This is a genomic window from Ktedonobacter sp. SOSP1-52, assembly GCF_016587395.1.
Window position 1 is genome coordinate 565,659 of the sequence record NZ_BNJH01000006.1, and the last position, 18,950, is coordinate 584,608.

The following is an 18,950-nucleotide window of genomic DNA, read 5'->3' on the forward strand; positions in this document are numbered from 1 at the left end:
GCGTGTAGGGTCTATGCTGGTATGGACTCTTTTTTTATTTCACCCAGGTAGGGAGAGGCTCTCGGGCCGCCAGCCAGGTTGTAGGGAGGGCTGGCTCGGGGCAGGAGAGTGCGACGATGCCACCAACCATGGCGCAGGTGGTATCCATGTCGCCCATGCCACGTATCGTTAACCAGAGCGCCTCTGTGTAGTTGCCCAGTCCTTCACCTGCACACCAGAGGACAAAGGGGACCGTATCGGGGGCTGAGATAGCATAGCCGCTGCCCAGCATGGCGGCCACGGCCTCAACAGAGGTTGTTTCTGAGATATCGCGTGCGCGCCGGGCCTTGTTGCGTACCTGGCTCTCAGGTAGAAAAGGTAGGATGAGATCAATGAACTCGGTACGTGAAGGAAGCAGACCGTCCTGGCGAAGCTGCCAGGCGAGCGCGGTTGCCGCCGCGATGGCGATGGCCCCCGCAATGGCTTCAGGGTGAGCGTGAGTCACCTCCGCCGAGAGTGTAGCCTGCTCTACGACTGTATCTAGTTGATCTGCGAAGAAGGCACCGAGGGGAGCCACGCGCATGGCGGCCCCATTGCCGTATGACCCCTGACCCTCGAACTGACTTGTGGCACCCTCCCGCCATGGGCGTCCCTGCTGAATGCCGCGTAGCAAGCCGTGCATACTCGCGCCATATTTGCGCCCTGGCTCGTAGTGGGCCGCGAAGCTCGCGGCGAGTTCGTCCTGGTCAACATATCCCTTATCACGCAAGACTGCGACAAGCGAGAGCGCCATCTGGGTATCATCGGTATATGGCCAGGGAGCGTTTGCTAGCCTTCGCGCATCAATACGAGTCTGGATAGCGTCTGGATTGGCGGGACGGCCAAAGAATGTGTCGCCAAAGGCGTCTCCAAGTGAGAGACCATCCAGGGCCAGGTGGGCGAGTGCCAGGCGCTCATGCCGCGAAAGTGCCATATAAAAGTGTCCTTCTTCTATAGTATTTGTATCTACTGCGTCATTAGTATAGCATGCATACACCTGCGGCGCTCATTGAAGCGGTGATATGGTATGCTCCTCACCTCGCAGCCCATATTTGTATAGGTGTATTGGCACTTTCCTCTAGGTGGCTCTGGCATACTCTTTTCTAGAGAGATTGTGGAAGGGATTATGCTGTGCGTAAAACATCTGAATACTCCAAAGATCAAGGATTTGAGGCGAAGGTGCCTCTTTTAAAACCCCAAATGAAGATACAACAGCGGTGGTCACGCTTTATTAGTGGGCCAGGGAGCGCCGTTGTTCTGGTATGTAGTCTGCTGGCGGTGGTTGGGATGGTGATATTTTACCCCATATGGGCTACTGCTCTATCTCATCTGCGTCTCCCTTCTGTTCCCCAGGAGACGAAGAAGGCATCTCCACCTTTTGATCCGGCTTTGGGAGCTGTATTGCCCAGGCATCGTGTCGTGGCCTACTATGCTGTTCCCGGGTCTGAGGTGACTGGCCCCGCCTTTGAGCCAAGTGAGTCCATGTATGAGAAGCTACGCGGGCAGGGAGCCGCCTATGAACGGCTAGACCCGGCGCATCCTGTCCAGTCCGGTGTAGACCTGGTGGTGAGCGTGCCAGATTCTTTTCCTGGTCCCGATGGTTACTACAGCCATCACGTGGATGCCCGGACGATACAGAGTTATGTAGATTTCTGCCAGCGGCACCATCTCCTGCTCTTCCTCGACCTCAATTTCGGCCGGGCACCTGTTATGAAGGAACTGACGAGCTTTCTACCGTATTTGCAGCGCTACTCCTTTGTGCACTTGGCGGTCGATCCAGAATGGATGTTTCCGCGTCATGATGGTGTGCCGGGCGTGAACTTGAGCAATGTGCGGGCCAGCGACCTTAATCCAATCATCGAGGCTCTCGCGACCATCCCTATGAAATATCATGTTCCGCGTAAGATGCTTATTTTTCACCAGTATCGTGGAGATGGAGATAGCCTGACTAACCCCTTTGATGCGACCCAGGCGGAACTGGCGGATAAGCATAAATTGCTTGCTGATAAGCGTGTGGATGTCATCCTGCATGTGGATAGTGTTGGAGGCTACCAGGGAGATCATGAGGATAAGAAGAAGCAGTATGCCGAGTGGGTGGGACAGGATATGAAGCAGTATCATAACTTTCTTTACGGTGGCTTCAAGCTCTTTTATCACATCGAGGCCGCAACCGGGCTGATGACTCCTGCGGATGTGCTTGCAATGAAGCCTGCGCCCCTGGTTATCACTTACGGAAACTAGCGGCGACCTCTCGCGATTTAAGTCGCAGAATGCCGTTATGTAGTGCAAGACTTGACAAATTCTTGAGAGCTTTTTTTTTATTTTCAAGATATTTCTCTGCTAGTATTCAAAGAGGGCATTAGAGACGAAGAAGAGAAGAAGCAACATGCAAGAGCGAAGCAAGAAGGCGAAAAGAACACGCATAAAACCTCTTTCTCCCAAAAATACTTTAATTATCATAGTACTTCTAGTATTTAGCACCTTATTATGCATAGGCCTGACCTCTAGCTCGCTCTCTGCGCAACAGGGGAGCGTAGTGGCGGTCAGTCGGAGAGAGCGTTGGGAGAGTGATGGCAAGGTTACAGAGCCGGATTTCGCGTTTTCTCTCGCTTCGTCTCAAGCCCTCAAAGTTTCTCCCCTCTTTGAGGGGTATTATCAGAAGCATAATGGCGGGGCGAATCTAGGCGTGCCAGTAACGGCTGCCTTCCCGACGAATCGTGGCTGGCTGCAATTTTATAGCCTGGGCGCTCTCTTTCTGCCAGACAAGCAGCAGGGTGATTTGGCGGGCGCAAAAGATGTGATGGCAAATTTGATTAGCAAGGGTGTGAGTGACCGCTCGACAGGAGTTGAGCGCCTCTCGCTGCTGCCCTCTCTATTGAACGCGGGCAGCCAGGTGCCCATTGGGGGCAAGGGAAGCTCGTTAACCTATGTCAATGTACGAAGGATGATTAGCTCCTCGCTACTTGCGAAGCATGCTGCTTTGTCTCCTCCCTTGAGTAAGAATGTCTTTGTGAAGATGGGTACCTTCCTGGGCCAGGATGTTGGTCATTTTATTCCACAGACCTTATGGACGTATATGAATCGCGCGGATATCTCCCCCGATGGTTGGCAGAAGGATTTTGGTCTGCCGGAGACTGAGGTAGTGCCCTTTACCGTGAAAAAAGATGGACAGATCCACCATATGCAGGTCCAGGTGTTTGAGCGTGATGCCCTGCTGCTTGATCAAGATACACTGGACGCTTCCGGACACCCAACTGTGCAGCGTGTGACCTCGGGGCTGGATTATTTGAACACCCTGGGTGGACCCGATATTGCTGTGAAGACTCAGCAGACCGTCTGGGCGCAAGGTGAATCATCTCTGCTTAGCCTGCCTGTGAAGGGTCAGGAAATGGCGCATGTGGGACAGAATTTTCCCCTGACGCTGTTGGGTGAGGCTGAGTGGCAGTCGGGTATGCTCTGGTATCACGTGCAGTGGTCCGCGCCAAAGAATAGCGGAAATGGTTGGATTACAGCCTCCGCGGTGAGTTACAACGCTCCCAGCACTATGTTGTCGCACGCGTCGATAGATGTGCTCTCATCTGACCTGGCGAAATACCTGAGGCAAAATGGCGATAGTGTAGGGGTCGCGGTCTATGATATCACGCGCCAGCGTACATATACCTATAATGGGAATATATCATTCGCCATGGCGAGCTCGATGAAGGTGCCTATCATGCTGGCCTTTTTCGATAAACTGGAGAGTCAGGGCCAGGAGCCAGATGATGATCAGATGCAATTATTGACCACGATGATCGAGAACTCTGACAATGACTCCGCCTCCGCGCTCTTCTTTGACGAGCTTGGGGGAGCATCAGCTATTACGAACTATCTCCAGAAGATAGGCATCACGGGTCTTGAACCCAACGATGATGCGTGGGGCTATAGCACTGTGACGCCACAGACGATGGTCACCCTGTTGACCCTCTTGCAGCAAGGGAAGATCCTGACACCCTATGATCGCTCCATCGCTCTCAACCTCATGCGGAATGTAGAGACTGATCAGCAGGTGGGCGTCGGCGACACTGTGCCCCAGGGAGCTTTAGTCGCGCTCAAAGATGGCTGGGTAGTTGGTCCCGACTCGTTGTGGGTTATGAACTCCTCGGGCATCATTACGCGTGGCAAGGAGACCTATATCATTGCCGTCTACACCCAGGGGCAGAACGCCCTTGAGGACGGCCAGGGCATCGTACGCCATGTCTGCAAAGCCATCGCTGATAAATTGCTCTCCTAAACGTAAAGGGATGGCGACGGGCTGGCGGAGCCAGCCCGTCGCCATCCCTTTTTACCCTGCGAGCCATGTAGTGGCGAGAAGTTTGTTTCCTCCCTACATGATCTGTGTGGTTAGCTTTTTACGCAGGACGAAGAGCAGGACGAATCCCAGAATGAGCCAGGCCCCGAGCACAAAGGGAATGAGGTTGAGTGGCCAGGGAGAGGGCGAGATAAAGACCGCTGCCAAGATGCCCGCAATAATCAGAGTCGCCAGCCCTGGGAGCAGGGCGTGGAGGAAGACGTTGAAGCGCGCGCGGCGTTTGCGCCAGAAGAAGAGAATGCTGGCGACCGAGACCAGGCCATAGATGATCAAGACCAGGGCGGCGTCGAGTGTACCCAGGAAGCCAAAGGCCTGGATGGGTGTGAAGAGGAAGCCCAGCGGTAGGCCGATGACCAGGCCAAGGGCGCATAGCATGATGACCGTGCCGATGGGGTTCTGGCGCCTGGGATGCAGCCAGGTGCTCCAGCGAGGCAAGAGGCCGTCGCGACCCACTGTGTAGAGGATGCGCGCGCCACCATTGATGATTGCCAGGGCCGCGCTAAAGAAGGAGAGTAGCCCCACGATATCGATGAGTACGATTAGTATGGGACCACCATAGAGGCGACCAATGGTATCGAAGGGCGCGGGATCGTTGGCGAAACCATTGACCATGTGCGGAATACCGTAACCGATTGTGCCGACATAGGCCATGAGCACATAGAAAATGCCGACAACGAGCATGGAACCGAAGACGGCGCGTGGAATATTGCGATGAGGATCACGCGTCTCCTCGCCCAGAGCGGCGGCGGTCTCAAAGCCAATATAGCTGAGAGTCGCGAGAATTAGACCAGCAGTGATGTCACCATTGGCGGGCACGGTCTGAAGGGTGAATGGAACCAGACTCAGTCCTCCCTGCTGCCCCACATGGAAGAGGACGATGGCTGCTAGAATCAGGCACACGCCAATTTCGAAGACGAGGAAGGTCAGGTCCACATTCAAGGACTGGCGCACGCCCAGGTAGCAGATGGCGAAGGCCAGGCCTATGGCTAGCACAAACCAGAAGCTCCAGTGGAGATTAAGGCCGAACCAGCGCAGGACCAGCGTTTGCAGGTTGGCACCAAGCAGCACAAAGGAATAGGGTACGCCAGTGACGACTGCTGCCAGGCCAACCCAGGCGGTAAGAAATCCTGGAATTGGACCTAGCCCCTCCAAAACAAAGGTGTAGGCCGAGCCACTGGAAGGGATCTCGCGCGAGAATTCGCTGTACTGATTCGCGACCAGCAAAGCGATCACAAATCCCACCAGGTAGCACAGCGGAATGGCTGCGCCAACCAGTCCAGCCTGAGGAATAGTGTTGAAGAAAACTGAGGCAGCTGGTGACATAACAGCCACCGAAATAACAATCGCGTGACGCAGACCCAGCGTATTCCGCCGTAGCGCCGAGGCCCCTTCCCCCTCCATTGGGGGCTGGACAAGTACATCACTCATGGGCGGTCTCCTGAAAAAAAATAGAGAAAAACATCAATGGAAAGACAGTAAGCTACCCAGATAGATCGATGATGTTGAATGCTGCTTGTTAGCTGTACTATATCACATAGGGAGGCTTTAACCGTTTGCATAGTAGAGTGAGTCTTGTGGGTACACTACAAACAGAGGCAGTTTAGTTTAGCTGTACTGATTCCCATTGCTATATGTGGAGGGGCGAACTATGCATTCAGCTTCATCATCAAAGTTCGCGCATACCAAAAGGGCAGATACGACAAAGGTTCAAGACACGGCGCGCGTGCGTGTTCCTCTCCTAAAGCTGCCAGCAGTACTTCGGACATCCGACCTGGTTGTGTTGACTATTATTACTGTGGTCCTGCTGCCTAAAATTAATGCCACAAGTTCTGCCGGTAGCCTCTCGCTTCTCTTCTGGTTATTTGGTTTCATAACCTTTATGCTTCCCCAGGCATTTCTAGGTCAATGGCTTGTGCGGCGTTTACCAGGTAAAGGGAGCCCATATGTATGGGCACGCATTGTGTATGGGCCAACGTTGGGTTTTCTCATCACATTTATGGGCTGGTGCGGCATCGTGATGATAAACGCGACGATGGTTGAGGATACTTTTGCCTCTTTGCGCTTCCTGTTATCTTCCTGGTTTGATAACCTGGCTCTGTGCTTGTTCTTGATGCTGGCCATTCTAGGCCTGGCTGCTGCATTAGCCTGTATACCACTGCGGAGGCTCACAAAATGGCTTTTTGTGGTATGTATCTGTTACGTTGTGTCTGTGTTGCTTCTGACATTGGGGACGCTCTGGTGGGGATGGCATGCGCATGCCTTTGGTTGGGTTGCGCCCACTCCATCAAGGGAAGATGTGACAACACTTTACTTGCACACATATAGTCTGACTCTCGTTGGCTTTACTGGCTTGATCTTTCCCCTGTTTCTGGGGCAGGAGGTTCAGGGGGGCAACGCTGGTTTGCGACGGGCCTCGAATTATGTCTGGTGGGGAGCAGGCGCGATCTTTATTATCTACCTCTTATGCGCATGGAGTTTGCTGACGATTTCGCACTTTGCGAGCGTCAACGATGCTGCCGGTGCCGTCTTTACGCTTTTGTTCGGACCGCCAGGAAGAGTCATTGCTCTGAGTGTCATAGCGAGTGCTCACCTACTACAAACGATGGCGATCACCATTATTGCATCTCGTTTGCTTGTGACCCTGGCGCAGCACAGGCGTATCCCGCGTAGTATTGCCACGCTCAATCGGGTTGGTGTGCCTGTGATGAGTATCGCGGTGCAGGCGTTGGCTGTGGCACTTGTTATCTGTGCCTCGATCCTGGTGGTTGTCCTCTTCCGTCACGGTTTCAGTTTTCCTAGCGCGATCTTCGAGGTCATTTCTAGTATTTTGTATGCTGTCTCCGAACTGCTTTTCCTAACTTTTGCGGCGGCCCTCCTGGCAATCCCTTTCTTTCTGCTCTTTCGCACCGGTAATCGTAGCAAGCGTACATGGAAAAATGTGCTGGTTTTGCTATGTGCTGTGTTACACCTGGTATCCGCAGGTATGGGTATCTGGATAACCGTCACGATTTCCTGGATTCCTCAGTTTCTCTCCAATGACTCCTGGCGACTCCTCGTCCTCTTTGTGACGTGTAGCACATTAATCGCAAGTTTCCTTCTAGGAGAGGTGCCACGTGTGAGAGCACTCTTCGATGAGGAACGTTTTGTCTCGCAGCGCGAGCGCGCGTTGCGCAAGGAGCTTGAGCAGTCCTATCAGCGGCAGCAAGAGCTCATGGTTGAGCTGGAGAAGTTGTATCGCGAGCAGGAGCAGGCCGCCTTGACTGACCCCATAAGCGGCCTACCCAATCATCGCGCCTTGATGACGGAACTGGATAAGGCCCTGGAACGCAGTCGGCGCACCGGCGTGAACTGGGCGCTGGTCTTCGCTGACCTTGATCACTTTAAAAGCGTCAATGATCAGTGGGGCCACCGAGTGGGCGACCTGGTCTTGCACGAGCTTGGAAGGCGCCTTCGCTCCGGATTGCGGGCCAACGATATCGCCAGCCGCTATGGTGGAGAGGAGTTCGCCCTGATTATGGCTGATATCGCCCATCCAGATGAGGCTGTGAGCATTGTCGAGCGCCTACGCCAGGCAGTTGCCACCCAACCCTTCTGCTGGGAACACGAGGGGGAAGCCCGTTGCATCACCATCACCATTAGTCTTGGAATCGCACTTTATCCCCAGCATGGCAGCAGTCGTGAGCAGCTCATAGAGCGCGCCGATTTTGCCATGTACCAGGCCAAAAGCGCCGGACGCAACCGCGTCTGCCTCGCGAAGTAAGAGGAGTGACGTTGCTAAAGCACGCATCTGCATATCATGGAGCGAAATGCCCGTACCCTTATATGTAGACACTTGCTTTAGCAGCGTCAGGCTACTCTTCGCAGGTCTCTAGTAGCGAGTCCAGGGGCCCGGTGGCTTCGACGCGGCCATCTTTCAGGACGATGATCTGGTTGGCTAGCTCTAAAAGCGCCGGGCGATGCGAAACCACCAGGCAGGTACGTTCTCCACCAGCGAAGAGGCGTTCCCAGAGAAGCTGTTCGGTTGCGACATTGAGTGCGCTGGAGAGGTCGCCAAAAACCAGGAGCTCGGCTTCGCGTATAAGCATGCGCGCCGCCGCTGTGCGCTGGACCTGCCCACCCGAAAGCTTGACGCCACGCGTCCCCACCAGTGTCTCCAGGCCCTGCTCTAGTGTGTACCTCAAGGCATTCGAGTGGCGTTGCCTGAGCCTTGATGGGAGGGATCTCCGGCCAATCTCCTTGTAGAGAGACTAGGCGAGATGCGCTACTAGCGCATCTCGCCTAGTCTCTGGCAGAAGAGACTCCAGGCGCGTGAATGAGACCTTTGCCTGAGCGTAGCTTGCGAGCAAGCTACTGGTTTTTTCTTTGAGTTTATGACTGTGTCCTGGTGGAGCATGAGTCCCATGGGCTTTTACTGGGGGCGCCGTGAGATGAAGAGAGATTGAGCGGAGCGAGCGGCCAGACCATGGGTATCATAGAGTTTGGAGGTTGTGAGGCCGGTTCCCTCGCTCTGGATGAGGGTCGCCGCATCCATACAGAGCCACTCGCCGGTTGGTGGGCGCAGAATATGCAGCGTTAGCTCAGGTGGAATAAATTGCCAGGTGCTGATATCGAGCGCGCTACTAATGCCGTTGGCCGAATCGGCGGTCGCGACCAGGCGCTGGGTGGGGGACATATCTTCTTCTGCCAACAAAGGGTAGCGCAGGCGAATCCAGGCCATGGCCGAGCCAATTTGGGCATAGTTGCCGTGGACGAAGCGCCACTCGGTCGCGGCTAGAAAGCCACAGTTCCAGGCAGGAGTCTGGGTGGGATCGGTGGTCTCTGCTGGTATAGGGGGAGCCTGCTCGGGAGCTTGCGCGGGTGGCTGCGCGTTGGGTAGTTTTACGCGCCAGGCGTTGGCACGCATGACGGTTCTTCCCTCATGTTCGAGTGAGGCCTCCAGCAGTTCCACGCTGCGCCCAGGGCGCACCACGCGTGCGGTGGCGTGAAAGGTAGCGATAGGCATAGGTCCAAGGATGTCGATGGAGACGCGTGCTAGCATCATACCTGGTCGTGGCGAGCAACGCTCTATCTGGCGCACCAGCAGGGCCGCTGGCGGTCCCCCATGCTGAAAGTCTGGATGCCAGGGTCCCTGTGTATGTATTGTTGCGCGGAAGGTGTCTTCCCCTTCCTCGATCCAGAAGGCCTGTGTTATCATGTCTTCTCCTGAGCGTCCTATAGTCATAGCGCGTGCCTAAAATGGGAAGTACGCTTGAATATCCCTTTCCCGCGTGTGTGCGATAATAGTGTTTGGTGCTGAAATATGTACCTGATCTGTCATTGTACGACGCATCATTTAATAACGACAAGCAGCCGCTTCATTGTTGAACGTGTAGAGCCAAAGGAGGCCATGTGTTTATTGCGAACGATCAGCCTGATTTATCCGTTGCGCGTACGGCCTGGGCTGTGCTGGAGCCGTATAATGCGATGATTTATTTCGCTCCCGAGGCTCGCGAGGCCTACAAGGAGGTGGGTCTGAAAGGCTTCTGGATGGGATATTTTGCCTCGCGGGCCGCTCCCCTGGGTGCAGTCTCCGCCTCCGTTGTGAGCGCCACCTTCTATAATTTTCATCCGCGCATGGTTGCGCGCGCCATTCCCGATGCCTGGAAGTTCTCAACCCCTGAGCGTGTCTGGAGTGCCCGTGTACAGGCTGCCGACAAGGCCTTGCGTCGCTTGCTGGGAGAGAGCATTGCTTCGCACGAATTGGCAGAGGCGGCTCAACTGGCGCGAGAGGCGGTCGTGGGTTGCTCCGTGATTGGCCGCACCCTCTTCGCGGCCTATAGCGACACGAAATGGCCTGAAGAGCCGCATCTTGTGCTCTGGCATGCCGCCACCTTGCTGCGTGAGTATCGGGGCGATGGCCACATTGTTGCCTTACTGGGCGAAGGGGTTGATGGCTGTGAGGCGCACGTGCTTCAGGGAAGTGTGGGAAATATTGCCAGGGAGTCCATACAGCCTCATCGAGGCTGGAGCGATGAAGACTGGCAGGCTGCCGAGCATCGTATGCACCAGAGAGGACTGCTCGACAAAGAAGGGCGCGCTACAGCAAGCGGTAAGGCTCTGCATCGAGCTATCGAAAATCGCACAGATTGGCTGGCACTCCCGCCCTGGCAACATCTGGGTGAAGAGAAATACAAGCGTCTCATAGAGCTGGTACGCCCACTTAGCACGTGCATTGTGGACCAGGGTGGTGTTCCCATGCCCAACCCTATGGGTTCCCCTCGTCCATAGGGGCTACCTGGATTACATGTAGTGTTGCTTTCGCCCGCTAGCTTTGTAGGCGGGGAGCCGCTGTAGAGCTACGAACGACAACCCTGGGCGATAGCAATGTGGTTGTTGCGGAGAGGGCCTGAGTGCCCAGGAGTACCTGGAAGGCTTGATGTCCAAGCGCGGTTATGGGTTGGGCGACGGTCGTCAGGGGTGGCGAGACCATTTTTGCCATTTGAATGTCATCGTAGCCGATAAGCGAGATCTGGTCCGGTACACTGATGCCCTTTTCGTGGAAATATTGGAGTGCTCCTATGGCTAGCTGGTCGGTGGCCGCGAAGATAGCCGTGGGAAGCTCCTGTGAGCCCTTCTGAGCGAGCATGCGTTGCGCCAGCTCGTATCCTGCCTCGACGCCAAAACCCTCGCTAAAGACGAGGTGATCATCGAATTTGATCTGGTGGGCCTCCAGGGCTTTGGCGAAGCCACGCAGGCGCTCAAGCGATGAGCGCAGGGTCAGTGGCTCCAGGAAGATGGCAATGTCACGGTGGCCCAGCTCAATCAGGTGCTCGGTCGCCAGGTAGCTGCCCAGATAGTGGTCGGTCGCGATGACGGGATAGGGCACATTGGGAATGACGCGGTCGATAAAGACGACGCGCACCTGTGATTGATGTAGGGTGTTGAAAAATTCCTGTCCCATGGCCTCAGATGTGGCAACAATCAGGCCGTCCAGGCGCTGGCGCAGGAAGAGTTCCAGTTGTTTCTCCTCGCGCTCGGCGATGTTATCGGTGCTGCATATGAGGACGGCATAGTTGTGAGTCAGGGCCTGGTCCTCGACAGCACGCGCCAGGGCGGCATAAAAGGGGTTGGTAATGTCAGGAACAAGCAGGCCCACGCTAAAGGTCTGGTGTTTTTTCAGCGCGCTGGCGATCAGGCTGGGGCGATACTGAAGCTCCTCGATGGCGGCACGAATCCGCTGGCTAGTCTCTGGAGAGATGCGGCCAGTTCCATTTAAGACTTTCGAGACGGTGGCGGCAGAGACACCAGCTCGTTTAGCCACGTCATAAATTGTCACCTTTGGCATGGCAAGCCTCTTTCATAAATGACTGTAAGGGTAATCGGTTTCGCTGCCTATAAGTATAACATTGCCCCTGAACACTGTAAATATCTAAGCTTCAACGCGCAGGGCTTTCCAATTCTCACAAAGGAGGTGAAAAAGAAGAGTTTTCCTTGTAGAATACAAAACCAAATCACATCTCAAGGAAAACTCTGCATGGACTATACCACATTCATGCTCGCAAAACGAGCCGAACACGACCCAGAAACGCTTCCCGTCAATTCGTTGTACCAGAGCTTGCGAGCCCTCTCAGATACGAGACGAAAACAAGGAAAACGATACGAATTGGCCTTGGTTCTTTCTCTGCTTGTGCTTGCCAAACTAGCAGGGCAAAAGACCCTGAGTGCAGCAACCGAGTGGGTTCGTCATCATCGAGTGCCTTTAGCACAGCGCTTTGGGCTCTCCCGCCAGCAGATGCCATGCCAGATGACCTATTGCAATGTCCTTGCCAGAGTAGACAGCAAGCATCTCGATGAGCTTCTTTCTGCCTTTTTCACCCGTTGGGAAGCCCAGGCCCGGTGTGGAGAGGAACCCAGTCGCCTGCTGACGCCAGGCATCCAAGCCAAACATGCTCAGGTCGCTGTTGATGGCAAAGCCCTGCGGGCCACAAGCAAAGAGGCTCACCCGGTTCATCAACTCAGTTGCTATGAGGTGCAGACTGGCACCGTGCTTTGGCATTGCAATGTGCAAGACAAGGAAAATGAGATCAGTGCCCTCAAGCCCTTATTTGCACCTTCATGGGTGCGTGGGCGCATTCTCACCCTTGATGCTATGCATACTCAACGGCAACTGTGCGCGCAGGTCCTTCGTTTGAGTGGAGACTACATCTTGATTGCCAAGGACAATCAGCCAACGCTGCGAGAGGATATTGTTGCCTTCTTTGAGGATCCTTCTCCTGATCGACGGCGCTGGAAGCAGGCAGAAACCTGGAACAAAGGGCATGGGCGCTTGGAACATCGCCAAATTCTTTGTAGCCCTGATCTTAACGACTGGTTTAGCAAAGATTGGGAGGGCATCGAGCAAGTCTTTCGGCTGGAAAGAACCACGCGCATTCTCAAGTCGGGAAAGATCCGTCACGAGGTGGTCTATGGGTTGAGCAGTCTCTCGATATACCAAGCGCCTCCCACATGCATGCTTGAACTTATCAGAGCCCATTGGGCCGTTGAAAATTGCCTCCATCATCGACGTGATGTGACCTTAGGCGAAGATGGTTGTCAAACGCGTACAGGAGTGGTTCCCAGTCTGCTGGCCCAGCTCAATAGCACCGTCTTGAGTCTCATGGATCGCGTGGGGGTCCGCAATGTCGCTCGCCAGATGCGCTACTTTGATGCCCATATTGATCAAGCTCTTGATCTCGTTCTTACTGGACAATGTGTGGTTTATTAGAATTGGAAAGCCCTGTTCAACGCGCTTGTTGCTGAGGATATGCTTGAATGCGCATAAAGAAACCGATTACCCCTATAGAACAAGCATGCGAGCAGGCCAGGATGGGCATGTTCTCCATAAACAAGAGATTGCGCCCAACCGTGGTGGGGCAATGTGCATTGATAGATGGGTTTATCCGATGTGCGCTGTCTTTTCGTCTTCGCATGAGAGAGGGCGGTGGACTGAACTCCTCCTGGCAAGTGAGCAAGATACGAGAAGTTTTCCTAAACCTGATTAAGGTATACTGAATCCGATCAGGGATATGTAATCCCGGTCGGTAGACTTATAAATGGCTACTGACAAACAACGGTAAGGATAGAGGAAACATGTTCACGAAAATCGGAACTATCACTATAGGTGTCAGCGATCAGGACAAAGCCCTTGATTTTTATGTTCACAAGCTCGGCTTTGAAAAGGTAGATGACCAGCCGATGAGCGAAACTGAGCGCTGGCTTGAAATTGCCCTTCCCGGCACACAGACCCATATCATGCTGGGTCTGCGTGGCCAGAGTGGCGGCAACGCAACGGGCATGACTGGCTTCGTCCTGCATACCGACAATATAGAAGAAACTTGCGCCACTCTCAAGGCTCGTGGGGTTACTCTTACCCAGGAACTTACCACTCAACCCTGGGGCAAATGGGCTCAATTCGCTGACCTCGATAACAACGAATTTGGTATCTGGGCACCCGCCTGGTAAATTTCCTCTCTCTAAAATCAGCCTTCCAAGCTAGAAGGCTGGTTTTTAGAGATTGCCTATGCATCCTCAAGCTGGATGGGGTGTAGCAGCAGGCGGGGCGTCTCAAGAATTGTCATTGTGGCGAACCTTTCCAGTTGCTCATTTTGCTAGAGCCGTTGACGTATCCACTGAGCGATCTCTTCGCTTGTCTCTTGAAGTTGTTGGTGGCTATTATCATAGAGGGTCATGGGGGGATTGGTCGTACTCGCGTGCTCTTTGAGCCAACGGTTAAATTGTATCATCCGCTCAACAACATTGTTCGAGCCTGAATTACGCCACGCGGGCCGAAGCTTCAGGCGCTCTTCCAACAAGGCGTCATCACAAACCATCGCGAGATAGTGTATCGTCGAAAAGTAGCGGCGTTCAGGCTGCGTTTCCAAATGCTCAGGAAGCGCGGTGCCACAGAGAACGACGGGACGACCGGCCTGACCAACGTTTTTCGCGATCCGTAACCATGTCTCGTGATAGCCCTCAGGATTATGGCCCCAGAGAATATCTGATTCCATAACAACGCACTCGTGCAGGTGTGAAACCAGTTCCAGGCAGACCGTCGTTTTCCCCGCGCCGCTGGGACCTGTAATGATGAACAACGGTTGCTGTAGAAATGGATGCGCATAGTGGCAAAATGGGCAGACAGCGTAGGGTCCAGAGGGATCGACTGTTTTCTCAACCGAATATTCGCCACACTGTGGACAAACGTTAAACACAGAGAATCTCCTTGAGAACGTCTATACTTATTTCTATGTAAACAAGCGTACAGCGCATATAATATCATACATTGGTAGGAGGTGTGCTGTGCCCTGGCAGCCGCAGGCTGCCAGGGCACAGCACAAAAATAAGATGAGAGGTGCAGGCATCGGCCTGCATCTCTCATGTGCTCTTTATCCTCGCACGATATTGCCGCAGGAGATGGGATTGTATCCTGTCTGGGTTGAGAGGTCGGTTGAGTCGTGGACGTGGATGTACCAGCCGTAGGCGGGGATGGTGTCGATGTTGTTAAAGCTTGCCGTGACCTGGGCGGTACCCTGGGCGCTGGCGGTCACAACAGGGAAGGCGTGGACGACCGGGCCAGAGCGATAGCAGCTACCCGAATGGATGTGCGCGGCATGGGTGCTGCCGGGGGCGAGGCCCTGGAGCGCCAGAGTGACGGTAAGGACACGGTCTTTGAGTGCCAGGGTGGCAGATCCACTGACGGCCTCGTTGGGATCGTTGGTTGGACCCATTGTGACATCGGCGCGTGTTTTGGAGAACTTAATGTCACCACAGGTAATGGCTACTTTTTGCATCGCGCTCCCGAGAGTCGGCCCATTATGGACGTTGAGTGCTAAGGCCGTCGTGGGTATACTAAAGCCACTGATGGTGGTATCCAGGTAGGCCAGGCCGTGTTTATCGGCAGTGATGTTAGGGAGCGAATAGAGGATGGCGCCCTCCTGGCTCTGTTCGCAGGTGCCGCTGTGGATATGCGCCGGGTGTACGCTATTGGGCGCCAGTCCATTCAGCGTGACAATCGCATGAAGTCCATTGTTACGTAGGGCGAAGTAGGCCATCCCGCGTGGATCGTGGCTCAGACTGGCCTTCGCGTTGAGTTGTACAGGTAACTTACTCAACTGGCTGTGCGTATGTGCTGAGACGCTTAACGTTTGTCCGCTCGCCAGGAGTAGAGCGAGAGACAGCGCAAAGAGGCACACCTTGCGCGTGAGATGTTGGATCACAGAGTCCTCCTTTTCGTACTCGTGCAGACCTCCCTTTAAAGGGCATCTGCCATCTGCATTATACATTCTCGTTCTCCGTTCTCCACCTCCATTCCAGCTTGTACTCAGCAGGCAGGTGCTGGCACTTCCATTATAGGCGGACTCTCACTACATATTATTGAGTTTAAAGGGCGTAACTGTGTTTTGTGCTTGAGCGATGTAGAAGAGGCTATAGCTGTTGCCGAGTGCTCCAGTAATGTACAATAAGCTCAAAAGAGTCTTAATAAGGAGGAGATATGAGTGGACAGGAAGGCGTTCAGCCAGGGCTGGAGCAGCAGGCAACGGTGCGCGTGATTAAACCGTCGCAGTTTGACGCAAATACGCCGCAGACACCGGGGATGGAGCGGGTCGCTGCTGTCTCGCGTGAGCTTGCCGGATCACAGGGCATCTGGGCTGGTATCACGGTTGTGCAGCCCCGGGTCGCTAGTGGTGTACACCATCATGGCGAGTTGGAGACGGTTATCTACGTGGTCTCGGGCCACAGCCAGGTGCGCTGGGGCGAGGGAATGCAATACAGCGAGGAGGTTGAGCCGGGCGATTTTATCTATATCCCGCCCTTTGTGCCGCACCAGGAGATCAATCCCTCTCCAGACACACCCTCGCGCTGGGTGATTATTCGCACTGGGCAGGAACCAATTGTCGTCAACCTGGAACCAGAGGCAAGTGCGCCCAAAATCGAGGAAAACAAGGCAACCCATCCGCAGCTCTAGACCCAGAGTAGCCGTGTACGCCCGTAACGGGTCCACCGCCCGCTACAGGCGTACACGGCTACTCTGGGGAGGCTTTCAGTATCTCAGGTGGTAGGGATTTGTAGCTCGCCCAGGGTGACGAGAGCCGTTGCCCGGTTGTTGTCTCGGACGTATCTTACCGTCACTTTGTCACCGGGTTTTTTGGTCAGCAGATAGTGGCTAACATCTTCGTTTTGCTCGACGGAGACGTTATCGATCTGAGTGATGACATCCCCTGGTTGGATGCCTGCTTGTTCGGCGGCCCCACCTGCTTGCACCTCTGCAACCAGTAGACCCTTTGTGACGGAGAGGTTACGTTGTTGCGCGATAAAGGGAGTAAGTGGGAGGGCTGTAATGCCCAGGGCTGCGCGCCCGGAGTTGGTGACGCGTCCGTCTTTGATGATCTGCGGCACGATAAACTTGACGCGATTGGCAGGAATAGCAAAGCCAACGCCGGAGGCGGGGGTCTTAAACTCGGGATCAATTGCCGCCAGCGTGGGTACGCCAACCACGTTACCATTCATATCAACCAGGGCGCCGCCGCTATTGCCTGGATTGATTGCCGCGTCCGTCTGGATCGTATCGGGGAGAACGGCGCCGCCACTGCCCTCGGAGACTATGCGGTTGAGGGCGCTGACAATGCCGCTGGTGACAGTCTGGGTGATGCCGAGAGGATTGCCGATAGCCATGACGGTTTCGCCAACGTAGACCCTTGAGGAGTCCCCAAGGGTCGCGACCGGCATATTGCGGGTGGGCTTGATCTGGAGCACGGCCAGGTCATCGGTGGGATCTGTGCCTCTAATTTGTGCTGGAAGCTGCTCTCCGCTGGCGAGCTGCACCTCAACGTTCTGCCCATTCTCGACGACGTGATTGTTGGTCACGACATAGCCGCGCTTATCGATGATGATGCCAGAGCCAAGCGAACCACCGCTACTGGTCTTCACATTAATCTGAACAATCGTGGGCTTGACGCTGTCCGCGACCTTCCTGCGTATCTGATCGATCTGGACATTGGCGCCCTGCTGGGTGGGCGTGGCCTGGGGATTAGCTGGATTGAGGACGCCCAGTGGCCTCTGACTTAGCAGGAGTGCCGCGAGAACACAGACAAGGAAGATGCCTGCCAGGACGCCCGCGAAGAACGGCCAGTTGCGTCTGCGGTCGTGATGTTCTGGAACAGGTTGCCCATAGCCCGCTGGACGCGTAGGTTCTGTAGGCTGTTCGTGATCAGGTGTTTCATCTGAATGATTGCTGCCGCTCATGCGCTTGCCCTTTGCTGAATATGTAGATCTGAGAGTTTTTTTGTGTAGAGTTTTTTGCTGTTGCTACCATTCTACCGGCTTGCCAGGGCAAATATATGCGCATAACAGGATGTATTGTTGCCTGGTTTCTCGCGCCTGCGGCGCTCGCCCTGGCAACTAGGGGCTGCCAGGGCACACTATTTCACTTACGACAAATCTCCCTACCTGGAGGGGCGCATCTGGTCCAAGAGCTCTCGGGCGCGTTGCGCCTGCTTGTTACAGTCTTGCTGAACGTCCCTAAAGAATTGGGTCAGGTCCTGGTTCCCGCTCTGCTGCGCGTCCTTGGCGTAGGCCTCGCAGGTCTGTGCAGCCTGTAGCGAGTGGTACAGGCTGCTAATCAAGTCGTACTGCACGTTGTCGGTATTGGTTGCCTGTTTCTCTTGCATGCGTACTCCTCTTTCTTTCTATCGTTGTATCCTGTCCATGGCAAAGGAAGACACGACGGGCGACATAGCTCTGCAAAAGCGGCATGTCATCCAATAGTGTCTGCTTGCTAGCAGAAACACGATTAGCCGCGAACCTTCGTTGACTCAGCTAGGAGGAAGAGCGCCTCTGCATGCATTTCAGGTTGCATGCTCATGGAGTTCCTGGCGATTAAGCGCGAGCTGTTCCCGTACTTGCTCATCGGAGGTCTGGGCGAAGTCCTGGTACCAATAGCCAACGCCGTAGAATGGCTCGGGCGTCTGAGCACAGATGAGGCGATCAACCTCACTTTGCAGCAAGAAGCAGGTGGGCATAGCCGCGACTGGTACGGCCACCGCCAGGTGAGCTGCGTGCTGATGTTTGATAGCTTGAATGGCTGCACGCATGCTGGCGCCTGTCGCCAGACCATCATCCACCAGAAGAATGGTTCTGTCCGCAAATATGGGTGGTGGTGCGTTGGCGCGATAGAGGCGTTCGCGTCGCTCAAGTTCTCGCTGCTCGCGCCTGGTTGCCTCCTCAATGACTGGTCCAGGTATACGTAAGTGTTCGACGACATCCTCATTCAGGACACGAATACCACCACTGGCTATGGCTCCCATGGCCAGCTCTTCCTGTCCAGGGACGCCGAGTTTGCGGACCAGGAAGACATCGAGCGGTAACTGGAGCTGGTGCGCTATTTCATAGGCCACTGGTACTCCACCACGAGGAAGAGCCAGGACCAGGGTCTGAGGCTGATTGGCGTAAGCTGTCAGTAGTGTGGCTAGCTGCCTCCCGGCGTCGTTGCGATCGCGATAAATGTAGCTCATGCGTACCTCTCCTCTAAGTTGCCTCCTTTAGTGTAGTGGCTTACGTGCTACGCATTCTT

The 18,950-nt window shown here is 54.7% G+C and carries 16 protein-coding genes and 1 pseudogene; 7 read left to right on the forward strand and 10 right to left on the reverse strand.

All coding sequences use genetic code 11. The features are described 5' to 3' along the window. Positions 1 to 34: 34 nt before the first annotated feature. Positions 35 to 952 carry an ADP-ribosylglycohydrolase family protein gene (locus JMJ16_RS47610; RefSeq protein ID WP_201393076.1) on the reverse strand — a complete coding sequence of 306 codons (918 nt, stop codon included), beginning with the start codon at positions 950 to 952 and terminating at the stop codon, positions 35 to 37. Between the two features lie 197 nt (positions 953 to 1,149). On the opposite strand from JMJ16_RS47610, the gene JMJ16_RS47615 reads away from it, so the two are divergent. After that, on the forward strand, positions 1,150 to 2,259 hold the full coding sequence (locus JMJ16_RS47615) for a hypothetical protein (RefSeq protein WP_236602042.1): 1,110 nt from the start codon (positions 1,150 to 1,152) through the stop codon (positions 2,257 to 2,259). Positions 2,260 to 2,554: 295 nt separating this feature from the next. Continuing rightward, positions 2,555 to 4,288 (forward strand): serine hydrolase, encoded by a 1,734-nt coding sequence (locus JMJ16_RS47620; protein ID WP_236602043.1) that lies wholly within the window; start codon positions 2,555 to 2,557, stop codon positions 4,286 to 4,288. Between the two features lie 93 nt (positions 4,289 to 4,381). Here JMJ16_RS47620 and JMJ16_RS47625 read toward each other — a convergent pair whose 3' ends face one another. Further along, entirely contained in the window at positions 4,382 to 5,794 is a 1,413-nt protein-coding gene (locus tag JMJ16_RS47625) for an APC family permease (RefSeq protein ID WP_201393080.1), read from the reverse strand. A gap of 220 nt (positions 5,795 to 6,014) precedes the next feature. Here JMJ16_RS47625 and JMJ16_RS47630 point away from each other — a divergent pair, with 220 nt between their 5' ends. Further along, positions 6,015 to 8,126 (forward strand): amino acid permease, encoded by a 2,112-nt coding sequence (locus JMJ16_RS47630; protein WP_201393082.1) that lies wholly within the window; start codon positions 6,015 to 6,017, stop codon positions 8,124 to 8,126. 91 nt (positions 8,127 to 8,217) lie between these two features. On the opposite strand, the pseudogene JMJ16_RS47635 reads toward JMJ16_RS47630, so the two are convergent. After that, positions 8,218 to 8,535: pseudogene (locus tag JMJ16_RS47635) on the reverse strand (ABC transporter ATP-binding protein); the annotation flags it as partial. Positions 8,536 to 8,774: 239 nt separating this feature from the next. After that, a complete protein-coding gene (locus JMJ16_RS47640; protein ID WP_201393084.1) occupies positions 8,775 to 9,560 on the reverse strand; it encodes a thioesterase family protein in 786 nt (261 codons plus the stop codon). Between the two features lie 194 nt (positions 9,561 to 9,754). On the opposite strand from JMJ16_RS47640, the gene JMJ16_RS47645 reads away from it, so the two are divergent. Next, complete coding sequence (locus JMJ16_RS47645) at positions 9,755 to 10,633, forward strand: hypothetical protein (protein WP_201393085.1); 879 nt, start codon at positions 9,755 to 9,757, stop codon at positions 10,631 to 10,633. Between the two features lie 37 nt (positions 10,634 to 10,670). On the opposite strand, the gene JMJ16_RS47650 is transcribed toward JMJ16_RS47645, so the two are convergent. Beyond that, entirely contained in the window at positions 10,671 to 11,690 is a 1,020-nt protein-coding gene (locus tag JMJ16_RS47650; protein WP_201393086.1) for a LacI family DNA-binding transcriptional regulator, read from the reverse strand. A gap of 189 nt (positions 11,691 to 11,879) precedes the next feature. Here JMJ16_RS47650 and JMJ16_RS47655 point away from each other — a divergent pair, with 189 nt between their 5' ends. Both JMJ16_RS47655 and JMJ16_RS47660 read left to right on the forward strand, forming a co-directional pair. After that, on the forward strand, positions 11,880 to 13,109 hold the full coding sequence (locus tag JMJ16_RS47655) for an ISAs1 family transposase (protein WP_201377602.1): 1,230 nt from the start codon (positions 11,880 to 11,882) through the stop codon (positions 13,107 to 13,109). A gap of 365 nt (positions 13,110 to 13,474) precedes the next feature. Further along, complete coding sequence (locus JMJ16_RS47660) at positions 13,475 to 13,846, forward strand: VOC family protein (RefSeq protein ID WP_007918587.1); 372 nt, start codon at positions 13,475 to 13,477, stop codon at positions 13,844 to 13,846. Positions 13,847 to 13,992: 146 nt separating this feature from the next. On the opposite strand, the gene JMJ16_RS47665 is transcribed toward JMJ16_RS47660, so the two are convergent. Beyond that, complete coding sequence (locus JMJ16_RS47665; protein ID WP_201393087.1) at positions 13,993 to 14,592, reverse strand: AAA family ATPase; 600 nt, start codon at positions 14,590 to 14,592, stop codon at positions 13,993 to 13,995. A gap of 174 nt (positions 14,593 to 14,766) precedes the next feature. Next, positions 14,767 to 15,597, reverse strand: coding sequence for a CHRD domain-containing protein (locus tag JMJ16_RS47670; RefSeq protein WP_201393088.1), 831 nt, complete (start codon positions 15,595 to 15,597; stop codon positions 14,767 to 14,769). 275 nt (positions 15,598 to 15,872) lie between these two features. Here JMJ16_RS47670 and JMJ16_RS47675 point away from each other — a divergent pair, with 275 nt between their 5' ends. After that, positions 15,873 to 16,346 (forward strand): cupin domain-containing protein, encoded by a 474-nt coding sequence (locus JMJ16_RS47675; protein ID WP_201393089.1) that lies wholly within the window; start codon positions 15,873 to 15,875, stop codon positions 16,344 to 16,346. Between the two features lie 83 nt (positions 16,347 to 16,429). Here JMJ16_RS47675 and JMJ16_RS47680 read toward each other — a convergent pair whose 3' ends face one another. The 3 genes from JMJ16_RS47680 to JMJ16_RS47690 all read right to left on the reverse strand — a co-directional run bounded on the left by JMJ16_RS47680 (position 16,430) and on the right by JMJ16_RS47690 (position 18,891). Further along, the gene (locus JMJ16_RS47680) at positions 16,430 to 17,623 is read right to left on the reverse strand and encodes a S1C family serine protease (RefSeq protein ID WP_201393090.1); all 1,194 of its coding nucleotides are present in this window, start codon (positions 17,621 to 17,623) and stop codon (positions 16,430 to 16,432) included. A gap of 200 nt (positions 17,624 to 17,823) precedes the next feature. Next, complete coding sequence (locus JMJ16_RS47685) at positions 17,824 to 18,048, reverse strand: hypothetical protein (protein WP_201393092.1); 225 nt, start codon at positions 18,046 to 18,048, stop codon at positions 17,824 to 17,826. Positions 18,049 to 18,225: 177 nt separating this feature from the next. Continuing rightward, positions 18,226 to 18,891: a phosphoribosyltransferase gene (locus JMJ16_RS47690; protein ID WP_201393094.1), complete on the reverse strand. Its 666-nt coding sequence runs from the start codon at positions 18,889 to 18,891 to the stop codon at positions 18,226 to 18,228. Positions 18,892 to 18,950 lie beyond the last annotated feature (59 nt).